The sequence below is a fragment of the Candidatus Nitrospira neomarina genome, assembly GCF_032051675.1.
Classification (GTDB): Bacteria; Nitrospirota; Nitrospiria; order Nitrospirales; family UBA8639; genus Nitrospira_E; species Nitrospira_E neomarina.
In genome coordinates this window covers 2,665,354-2,681,797 of record NZ_CP116968.1, presented here as the reverse complement: position 1 = coordinate 2,681,797, position 16,444 = coordinate 2,665,354, and the positions used below count along the sequence as shown (strand labels likewise).

Below are 16,444 nucleotides of genomic sequence, written 5' to 3'. Positions count from 1 at the left end.
AAATCATAACTTCCTGTTACAAAAGTGTAAAGAATCTCTCATAAAAGGCGGCGTTTAGATGGTTAATGGTTTGGGCAGGCCATTTCGCTTTCCCTGAAGATTCTCCACGATTGCTTTGAGTTCAGCCAGATTTGTCATGTGGAGTGGTGGTATCTGTGTAAATCGGCTGTTACCACCAAGGATGACTCCGGCAAAGTGGCAGCCAAATTCAGCTGCAGCCTTCCGGTCATCCTCACTGTCTCCGACAAAGAGTATTTCCTCTGGTTTTGCCTGAGTGAGCTCTTGGATGTGCAGCAAATTTTCGAGTTTACTTGCGGGGGCCCCGTATATTCCCGCGAAATAGTGGGTGAGGTTTCGTAGGGTCACAAGGCGATTGAGGGCTGTGGCCGGCGTTCTTGAGTTGAGGTATAGAGGAATCTCTTGATTCAACAGCCATAAGAGTATTCCTGAGGCCCCAGGGACTTCCGGACACCCGACAACGGCCGTTTCGCAGGTGTTTGTGTAAGTCTCGGCCAATTGTAAACCGAGGACCTCTGTGCCTGTGTGGGGCGGAATAAGCCCTTTCGCCATGAATTCCCGGGCAAGTTCACAAGTGATTCCGTACCGATCCTTATGAGAGCACCGTTGAAGAATTTCGGTAACGATGCATCCGCTGGGATCATAACTCTCGACAATCTTATAAAAGGATTGAACCTTCACCTGATTGGAATCAACCAGCGTTCCGTCAAAATCGAAGGTGACGCAAGCAATCATTGCGCGTGAGGATCGGGCAATGGCACCTCGGGAGCCTTTTCTGCTGCTGGCTGCTGGGCGATTTGAAACCGACCCCAATGATCAACCATTGTTTTCCGCTCAGATCGTTGCAGCTTATTGATTCGTTTGTCGGCATAGAAGGAATCGTTGTTATAGTGGGTGGTGGATACTTCTTCAAAGACAACCCCGGTGTCTGTCCAAAAGGAATGCCAGACTCCGGGTAGGATGAGAATGGTTTCACCGGGATGCAAAATGCGGGGATATCCGTCGATATTCACGTGGAGGATGCCAAACAGTATTTGAAATGTTTCCTCTTTTCTCGCATGATAATGTGAGGGGTGTCGCTGTCCCGGCAATTGAATGACGAGTTTTTTGCAATATTCCCGGTTAATGCATTCGATAAGGACCGCGCCGGTTTGTCGGAAATTTTCAAGGCCGTAGTGGTGGGAATATTCGACTTTAAACTCACTGCCTAATTGAATGTTGGCTTCGTTGAGTAAGGCTTTGACTTCGTGAATCGCCTGTTTAAGGGTCACGAGACCTTGATTGAGGGTGATCTCGACAGCGTCCCGCATGACCGGTTGGTCCGGCGTCATGTCCTGGACGGCCGTATAGCCTTCTTTCCATGCTCCGCTTTCCATCTGCCCTTCGACGTAGGGCATGGCAAAATACACAAGGTCCCGTGTGAGTTCCCGGCCTTTTTTAATGGATCGTTTGGCAAAGACCCCCCGACGAAGGCCGTCCAATGAGGACTGTTCCACTTCGGAGGCGGGTGGACGGGTTTTTGAGCCACACAATTCTTTTGCCCGATGATAGGCTTCCAGCCAGGTGTCCACTTGTTGTGAGGTGGACGAGTAGGCATTCAATTTGATGGTTTCGGTTTCCAGTCCAATGTGCCGTTCGAACAGTCTGGCACCAAGAGCGACCGCAATTTGCACAGGGACGGTATCACCGGGGTTTTCATGCGTGGACCAGCCGATAGGAATATTGGGATACCGGTTGCGCAACATCTGTATTTGATTCAAGTTCATCAACGGGTCAGGAGTTGGATAAACCGACACGCAATGCATGAGCGCGAATTGCACAGCCCGATGTTGGAAGAAACTCACCACATTATCGATGTCCTCCAGTGTCAGTCCACCGGTTGAGCAGACCACCGGCGGCCCGGCGCCGGCAATTTCCTCAAGAAGCGGCCAATCCTTGGCTGAACAACTGGCGACCTTCAACACATTGAAACCCATGTCGACGGCAATATTGACAGACTCTTCATCGAAGGGGGTGCACATGGCCAGGAGCCCTTGGGCCCATACTTCATTGAGCAATGTTTGGAACTGGGTCTGGTCCAATCGGGTGGATTGAAATCGTTGGATGTATTTGAGCTCGCTGTTTGACTGATGATCTGTATGAATGAAGGTGTCGAGTTGGCGGAATTGGAATTTAATCGCTGCCCGGACTTGGTGCCGTTTGATCACCTCAGCCGTTGATTGGATGATTCCCAAGCCGTGTTCCACACTTCCCTGGTGGTTATTGGCCAGATCCAATATGAATAAATCATGGAAATTAAAATCTTGGTCTATCATGCTTTTCCCCTTCCTCTGGCAGATCTACAGCAATTCTAGTGCCTCTGGTGTATAGCCTTTCCGGTAATCGATGCGCACAGTGCGTTTCTTGGCTGACGAGAGATGCGAGGCGGCGACCACCAGCATGGTTTCCAGGCCTCGCTCCAGTGAGAGGACGGAATCTTTGGTCTTGCCTGTCATTACGTCCTCGATGTGCTGTAATTCCCAGATAAAATCATCCGGTCGCGTTTTTTGAATGGTCCGGAATTGGGTGTCATCGCCACCGGTTTTCCAATCCACTCTGTCGACCCCTGGTTGGTGTCCAATGGTGAGCTCTGCGAAACCGTCATTTCCTTGAATCCTTGCCCACTTCCTGGAAGGGGAGGTAATGACGTCCTGCACCACCCTTCCGAGTAACCCCGCTTCAGTCCTCAGGCTAAGCAGGCAGAGTTTATCGTACTCCACCATATCTGTCTGGACATAATCCAGTGTCGCGGATACTTCGATGATGCGGCCTTTCCCCAGCCCCCCACTCAAAAATTGCCATAGGTTGATCGCGTGGGAATGTTCCCCGCTGGCACCTCCACCCCGTTTCCAAAATCCCAAATAACTGTCCTGGGGACCCTGTAACCATGGATGAGCTGCGAAGATGCCGCCCCAATGTTCACGAAATTCCACGTCGATGGTTTCAATGGTGGATAATTGGCGACCGGCTTGGAGTGTTTCCTGCGCGGCCTTTCCCACGACGTGGTCATATCCCACAAAAGCGAATGTGCCAGACTCGATCACCATCTTGTGTAATGTTTGGGCCTGTTCCAAGTTCGGGGGGCAGAGAGGTTTTTCCACAAGAATGGCTTTGGGTTTTTCCGCAAGAGCCCCGAGTGCCAGGGAGAGGTGGGAGTCTGGAGGAGTTCCAATCACCACGAGATCAAATCCTCCTCTCGGGGCGTCTTTGACCAGGGAAAGCTTGATGGCCTCGTCCCATTTTCCATAACGAGTCGGATAAATGGTCTGCTTGGTTCGATCCAACGCCGCTTGGTCCACATCGCATATCGTGACGTTCCAGCCCAGGGAACGGGATGCATGAGCCAAATGGTTGCCGATAGACCCGGCTCCAAAAATTTTTACGTTATACATGTATCCTCCTTAGAGTGTTTACCGGATTCGGAATATGGATTCCCATGCATGTTCAGCATGTGCGGCTATAGGCATTCTTCATGATGGAGAAGTTAGTTGCGAAATATTTCAAAAATATTGTCGTGCAAGGGCCTGACTTGTGTGTGGTGAAATCTTCCTAACGCGTGTTGCAAGCGCTCAATGCGTTCTTCGATATGCGCCAGGGTGATATCAGGGAAAATATGATTCAGATAATTGTAGCGTTGTGATCGGTTTTGATCCCCCATGCGAAATTGGGCATTGAATCGGCGTCGTAATTTTCTGCCGAAGGCCTGAGATTTTGCGGCGAATACCGTTCCCCAATTTGGGGTTGGGGATGAATAGGTGGCGTCGAATGTTTCTAAAGTACTCACGATGTTTTCTGAGGCAAACGGCCCTTGGAGGGCCGAAAGATATTGTTCAATTAACCGTGTTTTGGCTTCAGAGCCATTTTCCTGTGGAGACTGATCACCTAAAAAGGTTGTTTTGATAAGTTCAATTAATTCCCGGGAGGATGTTGCTTGGCGGCTCACGGCATTCGGGAGTTGTTTGTCAAAACGGTCGGAAATGATCGGCTGATAGGAAAAAACGGGACGTTTCAGGACATACCCTTCCAAGCCGGTGGTGCAACTATTATGAATGATGGCATCGGCCGCCAATAGCCAGGGAATGACATGTCCCTCTATATGCACCTGGACGTTTGTATATCCGTTGGCGGCCTGCCTCCATGTCTCGTGGTTTTCAGAGGGATGAGGACGGATCAAGATGGTATGACCGGGAAAGGCTGCGGCCATTTGGCCGACCATTTCCTGAAAATACTGGAATAGCGCCAGACGGTGCCTGGCCATTCCCAGATCAAATTCGTCCACGTCCGATGGTGAAACTGCCGCTCGTTCGAGCGCCTCCTTTTCAGCACCCTTGTTGGGCCTAAAGTGGTTCAATTTACCAAAATTGGTATTAATCAGGATGATCTTCCCAAATTTTTTATGGATTGTTTCGACTTGCGGTGTCCAATATTGGCGCATTTCCGGCCGTAGTAAGTCTACCCGGGAATTTCCGGTTATATGCAGAGGCATTCCATTGTATGTGGGCTGTGATTTCCAGATTCTGGCATTTTCCGGTCCCCATGCTAAAAAGAGGTTTGGCCGGGAAAATTCTGTCGAGCCCAATTTTTCTTTCACATACACTTCTGGCGAACAATACACAATGGCTTCCTCGTCCGTTCCTACCAATGAGTGCCCCAATTGCGCCAGAAGAGAGAAAACGATGGCATTCCGGTTATGAAGATTGGTGGGCAGGTAGATGGATTTGGGTAACGCGGCCAGATTGAGTTGAATTTCGTGTTTTTCCCCAATAATGACGGTAAATCCACGCTCTGCGGCGAAGCAGGAAAGCAAAACTTTGGCGTCAAATTCCCTATTAAAGACTTCAACGGGAATGGTCAGACGGCGTCGCGGTTTTGTCATTTCATACATATCCGAGCACGGTTCGGAGAGCGTTTTGCTCCGGTTGTGCTGATGGTGACTTTAGTTATCGGTGATCAAAGATTCCAAGAGTGGCTTTGACTTTTCGGGCGACCGTTTCCGTTTCCTTTAATTGTGGGCGTGTTCCGTTTGTAATGGGTTCTCCGAACGGCCGGGCTATCCCATTCTTGATAAGGGAGTCATGCAGCATGGTGAGGTTTCGTCGTGGTTGCACCAAACCCGCACGTATCAACCGAGCGCAAAGCCTTTCCAAACCCTGCTGTGGACGAGCGGTCCCCCGTTTATTCAAGGGCTGGGATTGGGCTCGTTGAATAATCTTCTCACTGAGCCGTACTTTCCATGTTGGGGAATTTTCCGGAAGTGGAACAATATAAACCGGTTTGCCTAGAGAGGCCGCCTCAGCCAACATGGATTCGCTTTCTCCTGTGACGATAATGACATCGGCACCAGCCAAATAGGCGAAATAAGGATTGTCAGGCTGGTTTGGCTCCCACTTATGCACAAAATGATCAGGGAGCAATGTTGACTCAAGAGCGTGAATCAGGTCTTTGCCCGTTCTAGGAGAGGTGACGGCATAAATTTTCCCATGGCATTTTTGCGCAAGCTGTTTGAGTTGGCCACCAATCGTGCGAGCCATATCGGGAGTAAATTTGAACCGTGCGGTGGCACCTCCCACGACGAAGACAATGCGAGGATGTGGAGCGTTAGCGAAAATATTTGGCCATCGCTGCTTCACCCTATCCAAACTGTCCTGAGTTAATTCGTTCAAGGGGGCCACCGTCTCGATGCGGTGTGGATGTGGAGGGAAGCCGTAATAGGACGGAGTAATGACTACATCAAATAAGTCAGCCGAACACCCTCCTTTTCGCCCCAATTGAATGATGCGTGTTTTCCCCTGGCTTTGTTCACGAATCCATCTGGCAATTGGTGCCGGTCGCCATCCGGTAGAAATCACGAGGTCTGGCCATGGGGGGCAGAGAGGGGAAGAGTGAACTCTATCTACGCCTATCAAGTTTGGAGGGAATAATCCCCACACGAGTTTTTGAATTTTATGCCATCCATAGAATCGCAACTGTTTAATTTCATAAGGCCACCCCAACGACTTCGCGAGTACTTCTGATTGAGTGGTATGTCCAACTTTGCCGTCTGCGAGTATCCAGGTTCGTGGGGGAGACCCGATCCAATGGCCTCCACAACGGATAAATCTCTCCGGAATTCCCTTAGGTGTTTTTGTGTGGAACACAAGCTTCCAGTGAATAGCCGGATAGCGGGCGCTAATTGATTCAAGGTGACTCATCCACCGGGTAATATTTTGTTTCAAACAGGTATGAGGAGTTTGGGCACCATAGGATTGGTCGGGGTTGGTGATTTCTATCGCCATATAGACCATGCCATGTGCACGGTTAAACATTTCTTCCATAACCCAGGGGATATCTTCATCTGGGACGAGATGAAGCCCTCCGGATGACAGGACCAGGTCGAATTGTCGGGAAGGCAGAGGGCCGGAGTCTTCCTGGCAAAGATCCATTGAGGTCATGGTTAATGTGGAAAGGTCTGTCGCCAGAAGGTGTTCGGGAACATTTTCGAACAGTTGCCCAAAATGACAATACAGAAGCGACTTGGCCTGGAGGGTGCGCATCCCTTCTTGAAGTTCGTGTATGGTCTCGACATCCTGGAAAGGAGATAGTTTCGTCGGGGAAATATTCCGGAGGTCTCTCGTCTGTTTAGCAAATTCTGTAAATAGGGAGGAGGGATGTTTTCGAGAAAATAGATGAAATCCCCTTTGATTCGCACTGTGCTCCAAATTAAACCAAACATCGCCCTCCAGACTTTTTTGGTACACAAATTCCTGAGGAAAGGGCTGCCAAGGTTGCGTATGAAGAGCCGTATAATGGAGGACTTTAGATTGTCCTGCCCGATATTCTTCATCACGGGCATTCCATTCGGGTTCCAATGGACCCCAAAGGTCGGGCACTTCCAAGGCGCGCTGCACCAGCGCGTTTTTTTTCTCGAATTTTGCCGCATCAAGTGACCAGATGGCGGCCATTTTTTGGCAATCCATGACCATCACTGAAGTATCATTCCGTGCAATGGAAAGAAAGCCATGATCGTTCAAATCGTGGTCGAATAATGTTCCAGGATCCGACAGGTAGATTTGATCGACATCGTTGTAAATCGCTCGCCCTGACTGGCCCGCAAATGCCGGGATCGCAAAACGATAATTGGTAAACCCCGTGAGCCATTTGCGTCGGTCAAATCCCTTTAATTCCTTCATGAGATAAATTTCGTATACTCGAGCCGGATCCCGAACCTGTTCAATCGACCAGATGAGTATGCGTTCGGCTCGGCCCTGGGCCGATTCGCTTCCAACGAAAATTCGAACGGGAGTTTTTCCAGAGGAAGCTATGCCTTCTCTGACCTCCAAAATGATTTTTTCGGGTATTACCCTGATACCGTAGGGTCTAGAGCGGTGACGTGACATTGGACATTTGGGGAATCAGGATCGTTGTTTCGACAGGTAACCGAAACGCTAGCATTTTTTAATTGAAGGTTGCATCTGGTTGTGAGTGAGCAGGGCTGATGTGGGTTTGCGTTCCATGAGACAATTCATCAAATGCCGAAATAATTTTTTCAATTTGTGTGTGTGTATGAGCGGCACTCACACTGCATCGCAAGAGGCATTCGCCATTTGGAGTGGCAGGAGGAATCATGAGGTTGACATAAATTCCATTTTCCAAGAGTTGTTGCCACATGGCCAGAGCCAATTCTTTATTGGGGACCATTGCGGCAATAATCGGTCCTACCTCCGCCCCAAGCCTATACCCACTCTTCGTTAACCCCTCATACAAATTCCGTGAATTGTCCCACAGATGCTGACGGAGTTCAGGGTGAGTCTGGATGATGCAAATGGTTGCTCGTGTCGAAGCAACAACTGAAGGGCATGGGGAAGCGGTGAAAATATAGGGCCGACTGGTGTATCGGATTAATTCGAATTCGGGATGGAAGCTTACGCCGAACCCCCCCGTCGAGCCCAGGCTTTTGCTGAATGTTCCGACAATACAATCGACGTCCTGTTCGACTCCTGTTTCTTCGGCTAACCCACGGCCATGTTGTCCGAGTACCCCCAACGAATGCGCTTCATCGACGATCAGGGTGGCCCCATATTTTTTCTTCACTTCGACGATTTCAGCCAACGGAGCTCGATCTCCCAGCATGCTATAAATGCCCTCAACGACAATTAAGGTCCGATAACTTCGGTCCCCCAATCGGCGGAGCCGTTTCTCCAAATCTGCCACGTCGTTATGCTTAAACCGGATAACCTCTGCGCCTCCCAGTCGGCATCCATCATAAATACTGGCATGGGAGTCCCCATCTATCAAAATTGTGTCCCCTGGGCCTGCAAGAGCAGAAAGCACTCCAAGATTGGCCTGGTAGCCTGTGGAAAAGACAATCGCATAGGGCGCACCATAGAATTCCGCGATGGCGACTTCCAGCGCCTTGTGGCTCGCAAAAGATCCATTTGCCATCCTCGATCCGGTGGTGCCTGTTCCTTCTTGGGCAAGCGCCTGTTGGCCGGCTAGAATAGAGTCGGGATGAAAGGTCAATCCTAAGTAATTATTGGTGCCAACCAGGATGGTCTTGCGACCATTGATGATGGCTTCTGTCGGAGAAATGATCTTTTCGACGGTGACGTGAAAGGGGTTGACCCCACTTTTGAGTAACTCGTTTCTGGCTTCTTGAATGGGAAGAAATTTGTCAAATAGTGACATGATTACCCTTTCAGCAACTTCTCAATCTCTTCACCAAGGTCCTTGACTGTTCGGATATTGGGAAGATTGTTCAGAGGGATGGAAATATCAAAGTGATCTTCGATTTTTAAAAGGACTTGCATGACTTGTAAGGAATCCAATCCCAGTTCTGCGACTAGCTCGGTTGATTCTTTTAATCGAAAGCCCTGTTTGGTAAAAGGCTTGAGAGTGTCGAACAGTTGGGGAAGGATGTCGGAGTAACTCTGCATTATAATAGCCCTTTTGATGGATGAAGAGAACAAACCCGTGCTAATTCCTATGGAATGGCATGAGCCTATCCGATGTGAACAACCGACGCAAGCCTTCTTTGAGGCTGATTTGTGGCGTCCAGCCAAGGGTCTGCGTCGCGTGAGAACTATTGCAGACCCAATTTGGGTGGAGGAGTTCAGCAACCTTCCCGCGAGTGAAAAGGGGAGTATACCCAAAGACGCGGGAACTTATTTCATTAATTTTCCCTCCTATTTGTAACAGGCTTGGTGGAATACGCATGCATAGTCGGAGGCGAGGGTTGGAAAGACGAAAAATATCCTCCCAGGTATATCCCCCAGGGAAGCCATCATCAATCTCAAAGGTCTGAAAGGGTGGATCTCCGTTTTTGAGCCAATGAAGAATAGCGTTGGCGAGATCCTCGACATGAATTAAGGAGAATTTGGCTTGGGAGGGCCCGAGTTGAATCCCAATCCCTTTGCGTAACAAGGTAAAGAGAGGGAGTAGCGCACGGTCCTTAGGTCCATAGACGGCAGGTGGACGAAAAATACTCCACTCTAGTAAACCCGCCTCACGGATTAAAACAGATTCACCTTCATACTTACTCCATGCATATGGTGAGAGTGATGGCTCCCGAGCGGCGAGAGATGAGAGAAGAACAAACCGTGGAAGAGAAGGCTGTGCAAGGCAGGCGTGAATTAGGTTAGAGACTCCCATTACGTTGGTCGGAAAGAAGTCTTCTCGACTCACACCGCGAATCGCTCCTGCGCAGTGAATGACACCAACCGAGTCTTTGACGAGGGGTACCAGGCTGCCAGGATCTTCCAATTGGCCTTGGACCGGTGTGATTCCCAGGTCCTCGAGCTGTTGTGCCTGGCGGGGGGAGCGCGCGAGTCCACGCACATGCCATCCGCCATTCCTTAAATGTTGTGCGATGACTCCCCCAATGAAACCGGAAGCCCCGGTTAGGGCAACGGTAGTGTGCATAGACCGTGGAGGACGTCTGAGGGAAAATGCCTGGTCTTAGGCAGACCTAGCGGTAGTAGACAAGTGTGTAGTTACCTCTTCCCACTGAATGCGGGTGAGGAAGTCCGCTTTGGCACGAGATCGAGATAGTTTTCCAGATGACGTCCGCGGAAGCGTTCTTGGTGGGATGAGTTCAATGTAGCATGGAATAGACAACTCTTTGTGCACTAAGGATCGTAGGCGCTGAACCAGGTCTTCTCGTTTTTTGTTATCCATTTCGCGACATTGAACCACCATGATCGCGATCTCATGACCGTCTGGTGTGGAAACGGAAAAAGCGGATGAATCACCTGGTCGGACTTCCTCCTGTTGCTCTGCCATGAATTCGAGGTCCTGAGGCCAGATATTTCGTCCATTTATGATAATCATATCTTTGGAACGACCAATAATGACGAGGCTGTTTTCGACCCAATAGCCGATGTCGCCCGTATTGAGCCAGCCATCAGTGGAAAGAACATCCTGTGTCAAGATGGGGTCATTGAAGTATCCCGTCATGGTGCTTGCCCCACGAACAAAAATAATTCCACTTTCTCGTTCTTTAACGACCTCTCCCGTCATATTTCGAATTTCGACTTCATATCCGGGGAGAGGAACTCCGCAATTTACAAATTTGCTGCATCGAGCCTGCTCCTCATCATTTGAGAATGGAACGAAGGGCATGGCTAGCCTGTTATTGGAAAGCTGATTTGCGTCAACTCTGTCGACCTCGAGGCCTTTGTTCAAGGGAGCAAAGCTAATTGCCAAAGAGCATTCAGCCATCCCATAGCAGGCCAGAAATGCTTCAGGTTTAAACCCGCTGGTCTTCAGAGTTTTGGCAAAACGTGAGAGACTATCGGCACGAATGGTTTCTGCTCCGGCACCGGCAATTCGCCAAGAGCTGAGATCATAGTGCTCATTAAAGTCTTCGCCCAGTCTTCGCACGCAGAGCTCGTATCCAAAAGAGGGGCTGAATGAAATTGTCGCCCGACTCTTCGTCATTAAATCCAGCCACTGACGCGGTCGCATGGCAAAATCGCGTGTGCTCAGATAATCAACAGAAAGCTGGGAAGCGATTGGACCAAGAACGAATCCGACCAGTCCCATATCATGGTAAAAGGGAAGCCAGGAGACGCAACGATCACCAGGTTGAACTTGTAAGCCATGCTGAATGATTCCGGAGAGATTGGTCATGACGGCCGCTTGAGTGACCTCGACACCCCTAGGCCAGCGGGTGCTGCCGGAAGTGTATTGAATATAGGCTAATTCTTGAGGCTCAAGTGGGCTGAGGGGACCTTGTATTTCTTCTAGCGAAGCAAACGTTTCCGGGCCTCCAATGAGTACCAGGTTTAAACCGGTTGCTGCTTCCTCCAAAAATGGCAAGAAGCCTTCAGGTGCCATGGCGATAGAGGCTTGGCAGCTATCGAGGAGCCGTCTAAGTTGGGTGACGTATGCCTGATGCCCCCCTAAGTGTAATGAAATCGGGAGTGGAACTGGAATCAGTCCCGCATACTGACAGGCAAAAAAGAATCGAATGAAATCTGGGGTGGTATCAGCAATTAAAGCGACCCGAGCCCCGCGTGTTAATTCCAATCCGTTCAATCTTCTAGCAAGATTTTGCGCCTGTTGTTTCAGATCGGCATATGTCAGGACGTGGGTGAGTTTGCCCCTTCCTGAATAGAAATTGCAGCCGGTTTCTCCTGCAGCCGCATAGTCAAGGGCCTCTGAAAGAGTGGAGAAGTTCCCATGTTTTAGTCTGAGTTGGTGATGAGTTGGTGTAGCGTTCATTCTATCTCAAGGATTAAAGGCAGCATTATTCCCAGTGGTTTGCTAAAAAGCATTTAACTAAGTAAGCAATAGTAATGCCATTGTTTTTTGTCGGTTAATTGCTAAGAACGAAGGAAAAGTGAAAATAAATTTTTCTATTCCCATTATGTTGTAGCAAAAAAACCGCAAAATGAGTCTATTTTGCAACACGCTTTTTTCTTTTTTTAAGTATTTGTAACTAGTTTTCGAACTCACGAATCCAGCTATTTTTGAGATGACTGAAAATGTTTTGGTATACCTCTTCCGATATGTCATTCGAATTTTTAAGAAGTGGTGGCCCAGGCCATCCGTGGTCAAGGAATTGCTGTTGAGAAAATAATCGAGGTGTGTCATATCGGGGAATGACATGAAAATGAACCTCTGGGTCAACCATCATCAACATGAGGTAATTTATTTTGCTATAGGTAAATGTGCGTGAGACACTTGTCTCAATCTCACGTATGATCTTTGGCAGTTCTGTAAATGCCTCCGCACTAATTTGGGAAAATGCGGTAGCTTCCTCTCGACAAATTAAGACTAGTGAGCCAAGAGTTACCTGTTGGGGGCGTAAGAGCACCACCCAATGGGACAATTCTTTGAGGCAGGAGTTAGGATACCCAAATTTTTTCATCGTGGAGTTCATGAGCACGCCCTTATACCCAAAGAGTTATCCTTGTGTCTATGAGGCAATGGAGTCCCAGTTCCCATAGGCCTAGGTGGTCATCCTGCGCGGTACGTCGAAATATAGCACAGCTTTTGTGTCAGAACCGGGTTTGAACATTATCATGTGGAAAGGTTAGGCATTGAACCCAAAGGGTAGTGAGTTAGGTGTTGGTGTATTGCTGAGGGAAATTAAGGCTTTCGTCCATGCTCTCTGCAGGCTTCCAATTGGAGGTATCGTTTCAGGATTGGGTATTCTTGTGGCTTCTTCTGAAGGTTTCTATAATTGGGGCCTGAGTAATTCCCTGGCGAATCAGGTGATGGTGGATTGATGGCAATGAATAAATGCAGAAAGGGATGGAGGCTCTAGGGTGTTAACCAGTCAATGGTATCGTGAAAAGTATCTCCTTGATCGCATGACATTTCGCGATCTAAGGAGGGCGTATATTCTATACCCGAGTATTCAAATGTATGCGGTGTTATTGACTTGTAGTATTATCGGGGCCTTCGTGTTTTTCCCTTATTTCCCTGTTTCTCCATTGCGTGTGGCAGGAAGTATCGTGGCGACTCTGCTGGCTTACCCATTCGTGGAATATGCGGTTCATCGATTTATTTTACATGGGCGATATCTCTATCGGTCGCCATGGACGGCAGCTTTGTGGAAACGCATTCACTATGATCATCACCAAGATTCCAACGATTTGCGCGTGTTGTTTGGGGCGGCTTCAACCACCCTGCCGACGATTGTTGTGGCCACCTTTCCTATCGGGATGAGTATTGGTGGCTGGGTAGGGGTTGCCCTTTCTTTTGCGACAGGATTGGCGTGTTTTATGGTGTATGAACTCTGTCACTGCATGCAGCATTTGCGTGTGAATCCAAAGAATAAATTTTTACGGCGTGTCAAACGCCACCATTTACTGCATCATTTTCATAACGAAAAGGGAAACTTTGGCATCACGAGTCTGTTCTGTGATCGGATATTCGGCAGTGAGTACGGGAATGCCGAAGACGTGCCTTTCAGTCAGACTGTTTCCAACCTGGGTTATGCGGATCAGGAACGATCCCACTATCCGTGGGTGGCCCAACTATCCGAACAGAAGCCATAAGAGACGCATGGCTATTCAGAATGGTGACCCTCATTTCGGCTCACGAATCCTGTTTCCCTGGACCCGAGTGGTGTTTCAAGATGGGTGGGGAAAGGCGTTTTGATTCGTGTTGAACCGGTCGCCGACCAGGCCGCCCTTAAAGAATTTATTCGTCTTCCATGGAAATTGTACGACTCAGATCCTCATTGGATTCCACCTTTATGGCTTGAGCGGCTTCATACTTTTTCTCCGAAAAATCCGTATTTTCAGCATGCTCGTTGGCAATGTTGGCTAGCCTATCGCGGGCAGGAACCTGTCGGGCGAATCTGTGCTCAGATCGACGACCTGCATCTCGGCAAGTATCAGGATCAGACGGGGTTTTTTGGCCTGCTTGAAGCAGAAGAAGAAAACAGTGTCTTTCGAGCACTGTTCCAGACAGCCGAAACCTGGCTTCAGACTCATGGGATGACGAATGTTCGGGGGCCGTTTAATTTGTCCATCAATCAGGAATGTGGTTTGTTGGTCGATGGATTTGATTCACCGCCCATGATTATGATGGGCCATGCCAGACCTTACTACGCGCAATTGGTTGAACGAAATGCCTATGCGAAGGCACAGGACCTTTTAGCCTATCGGATTGGAATACATTTTAGTTTTCCCCCTGGAGTGTCCCTGTTTCTTAAAAAAGCGAAAACCTCAATGCGCATTCGTCCCTTACGTCGGAAGCATCTGAAAGAGGATTTGGCGATTATCAAGGATATTTTCGAAGAGGCCTGGTCAGACAATTGGGGGTTTCTTCCATTCACCGATGCCGAATTTGCCGAGATCGGTCAGCAGCTTAAGATTTTGGTCGAAGATGATTTTGTGCAGATCGCTGAAATCGATGGAGAGCCAACGGCGATGTTGGTTGCCTTTCCCAATATTCATGAGGTCATTCGAGATCTTAATGGGCGGTTGTTCCCATGGGGGTGGCTAAAAATCTTATGGCGGGTGAAAGGCTCCTATCCCCGGTCGGCTCGGGTTGCCTTAATGGGAGTGCGTAAACGATTCCAATCAAGTCCCATGGGGGCGGCGATGGCCTATGGGTTGATTGAAGCTGTGAGAGAAGCTGGCCTTCGTAAAAATATCCAGCAGATCGAAACCTCCTGGATTTTGGAAGGGAATAAACGCATGCGTCACATTCTGGAATCACTCGGAGCCGAACCATACAAGACCTATAGAATTTATGAGAAGCATCTTCAATGATCGCAGATATCTGTTTCGTGAGGACATATGGGGCTTGAGCACCAATCTGTCACGGCTCTGGTATTGGCTGGTGCCAGAACCGGTCGAGACCCAGTGGCCCGGATGGCAGGGGTAGCCAATAAGGTTCTGGCGCAGGTTGGTGGAGAACCGATGGTCTCCCGTGTTTTAGAGACCTTAGCCCAATCGGATGGAGTGGGAAAAAGAATTTTATGCGGGCCTTCCTGGGAAACGGTGCAAGATAATTCGTTTTTAGAGAAACTGATTGCGTCAGGAGCGGTCCAGTGGATGGAGCCTGCACAAGGTCCAAGTCTCAGCGTTGCGAGGTTTCTCAATGAACATCCTCAGGAATTCCCTATCCTGGTCACGACGGCGGACCATGCCCTGTTAACACCAGAGATGGTGAATTATTTTCTGCGTGAAGCCCAGGAAAAGCAGATGGATGTGGCCGTAGGCCTGGTGCCGTATTCCCTGGTTGTGGCCTCCTATCCTCAATCCAAGCGAACGGTCACTCGACTGACGGGCGGAGGGTTCTGTGGATGCAATTTATTTGTCCTCTGTACACCAAAGGCTAAGCGAATAGTGGAGTTTTGGAGCCGGATTGAGCGTGAGCGCAAGCATCCCATTCGCCTGATTCGAACGCTTGGGGGGCTGGCCCTAGTCCGCTATGTGCTTGGTTGGTTATCCCTTGCAGAAGCTCTACGGCGGCTGGGGCAAAAGCTCAATCTTCAAGTGCAGGAAGTGCTGCTTCCGTTTCCTGAAGCAGCCATCGATGTGGATACTCCTGAAGATCTTTCCTTAGCGGAAGAAATCTTGGCGAACCGACAAAATACCCTCTAGCAGGGAATGGCTGTATAGTACACGCAGATGTGGTGGCAGATCCCAATTTCCCAACAATCAGCTAGCGTGAGCAATCAATGAAAGGGCTGTTCGTGATTGCTAATTTTTAAATAGACGCTCCGCTTGTTCTAAATCAGAAGGATTGTCGATCTCAGCCCACTTCAACCCTTTGATGCAAAAGGTCGACACATGACCCTGTTGGGCTAATTCGTCGATGAGTGATAAATACCATTGCTTGAGCGCCTCGGGTTTGCGAATGCGTTGGTCTAACGTGGAAAGAAAGATTTTAGGTCCATTGCCCTGAAATCGTATCATGCCGATGGACTCTCCGTTCACCTGTTCGATGGTCAGGGTTTTGCCAATTCGATCCAATTGTGAGCCACGTACGATGACTTTCATGTCGTCAGCATCGTAGTGCATTTTCTCATCGGTCACTAAGGTGATGGGAGTAGAGGGAGCCTGCAACAGACCATCAAGAACGGCTGATTCAAATAGGGTATCCCCATTTATTAAGAGGAAATCCTGACTCATGTCGTTCCGAGCCGCCCAACAGCTCATCAAATTATCTGCCATCGCAAAAAATGGATTATAGATGGTGCGGACAGAGCCAGAGGCAATTTCTTCGGTTAGAAGAGCTTCAACCTTTTCAGCCCCAAACCCGACCACAATGTGAATGGAATCGATTCCCGCGCGAAGGAGTGCTTGGATTTGCCGTTTCACAATGGGTAGTCCATTGACAGGAACGGTACATTTGGGTTTATCGGCTGTGTGCGGGAGTAACCGTTTTCCCTGGCCGGCACTTAATATTACGGCTTTCATCGTTGCAAGTCTCCTAATATGAG

Annotated in this window: 14 protein-coding genes; 3 read left to right on the top strand and 11 right to left on the bottom strand. The window is 49.1% G+C overall.

Annotated elements, in window-relative coordinates:
- Positions 1-54: 54 nt before the first annotated feature.
- The 10 genes from PQG83_RS11485 to PQG83_RS21005 all read right to left on the bottom strand — a co-directional run bounded on the left by PQG83_RS11485 (position 55) and on the right by PQG83_RS21005 (position 12,406).
- Positions 55-753: an HAD family hydrolase gene (locus PQG83_RS11485; RefSeq protein WP_312741052.1), complete on the bottom strand. Its 699-nt coding sequence runs from the start codon at positions 751-753 to the stop codon at positions 55-57.
- Entirely contained in the window at positions 750-2,333 is a 1,584-nt protein-coding gene (locus PQG83_RS11480; protein ID WP_312741050.1) for a D-lyxose/D-mannose family sugar isomerase, read from the bottom strand. The genes PQG83_RS11485 and PQG83_RS11480 overlap by 4 nt, the downstream gene beginning before the upstream one ends.
- A gap of 24 nt (positions 2,334-2,357) precedes the next feature.
- Positions 2,358-3,449 carry a Gfo/Idh/MocA family protein gene (locus PQG83_RS11475; RefSeq protein WP_312741048.1) on the bottom strand — a complete coding sequence of 364 codons (1,092 nt, stop codon included), beginning with the start codon at positions 3,447-3,449 and terminating at the stop codon, positions 2,358-2,360.
- Positions 3,450-3,541: 92 nt separating this feature from the next.
- Entirely contained in the window at positions 3,542-4,933 is a 1,392-nt protein-coding gene (locus PQG83_RS11470) for a surface carbohydrate biosynthesis protein (protein WP_312741047.1), read from the bottom strand.
- Positions 4,934-4,997: 64 nt separating this feature from the next.
- On the bottom strand, positions 4,998-7,376 hold the full coding sequence (locus PQG83_RS11465) for an ELM1/GtrOC1 family putative glycosyltransferase (protein ID WP_312741045.1): 2,379 nt from the start codon (positions 7,374-7,376) through the stop codon (positions 4,998-5,000).
- 115 nt (positions 7,377-7,491) lie between these two features.
- A complete protein-coding gene (gene spt / locus PQG83_RS11460; RefSeq protein ID WP_312741043.1) occupies positions 7,492-8,721 on the bottom strand; it encodes a serine palmitoyltransferase in 1,230 nt (409 codons plus the stop codon).
- Between the two features lie 2 nt (positions 8,722-8,723).
- Positions 8,724-8,969 (bottom strand): acyl carrier protein, encoded by a 246-nt coding sequence (locus tag PQG83_RS11455; protein ID WP_312741041.1) that lies wholly within the window; start codon positions 8,967-8,969, stop codon positions 8,724-8,726.
- A 40-nt stretch (positions 8,970-9,009) separates the two neighbouring features.
- Positions 9,010-9,954, bottom strand: a complete 945-nt coding sequence (locus PQG83_RS11450; RefSeq protein ID WP_312741040.1) for an NAD-dependent epimerase/dehydratase family protein — start codon at positions 9,952-9,954, stop codon at positions 9,010-9,012.
- 36 nt (positions 9,955-9,990) lie between these two features.
- Positions 9,991-11,757 carry a fatty acyl-AMP ligase gene (locus tag PQG83_RS11445; RefSeq protein ID WP_312741039.1) on the bottom strand — a complete coding sequence of 589 codons (1,767 nt, stop codon included), beginning with the start codon at positions 11,755-11,757 and terminating at the stop codon, positions 9,991-9,993.
- A 217-nt stretch (positions 11,758-11,974) separates the two neighbouring features.
- The gene (locus PQG83_RS21005; RefSeq protein WP_376753594.1) at positions 11,975-12,406 is read right to left on the bottom strand and encodes an HIT family protein; all 432 of its coding nucleotides are present in this window, start codon (positions 12,404-12,406) and stop codon (positions 11,975-11,977) included.
- A 400-nt stretch (positions 12,407-12,806) separates the two neighbouring features.
- On the opposite strand from PQG83_RS21005, the gene PQG83_RS11440 reads away from it, so the two are divergent.
- From PQG83_RS11440 to PQG83_RS11430, 3 genes are all read left to right on the top strand, one after another.
- Entirely contained in the window at positions 12,807-13,541 is a 735-nt protein-coding gene (locus PQG83_RS11440; protein WP_312741038.1) for a sterol desaturase family protein, read from the top strand.
- A gap of 99 nt (positions 13,542-13,640) precedes the next feature.
- Positions 13,641-14,765: a GNAT family N-acetyltransferase gene (locus tag PQG83_RS11435; RefSeq protein WP_312741037.1), complete on the top strand. Its 1,125-nt coding sequence runs from the start codon at positions 13,641-13,643 to the stop codon at positions 14,763-14,765.
- 27 nt (positions 14,766-14,792) lie between these two features.
- Entirely contained in the window at positions 14,793-15,602 is an 810-nt protein-coding gene (locus PQG83_RS11430; protein ID WP_312741036.1) for a nucleotidyltransferase family protein, read from the top strand.
- A 99-nt stretch (positions 15,603-15,701) separates the two neighbouring features.
- Here PQG83_RS11430 and PQG83_RS11425 read toward each other — a convergent pair whose 3' ends face one another.
- A complete protein-coding gene (locus tag PQG83_RS11425; RefSeq protein WP_312741035.1) occupies positions 15,702-16,421 on the bottom strand; it encodes a phosphocholine cytidylyltransferase family protein in 720 nt (239 codons plus the stop codon).
- Positions 16,422-16,444 lie beyond the last annotated feature (23 nt).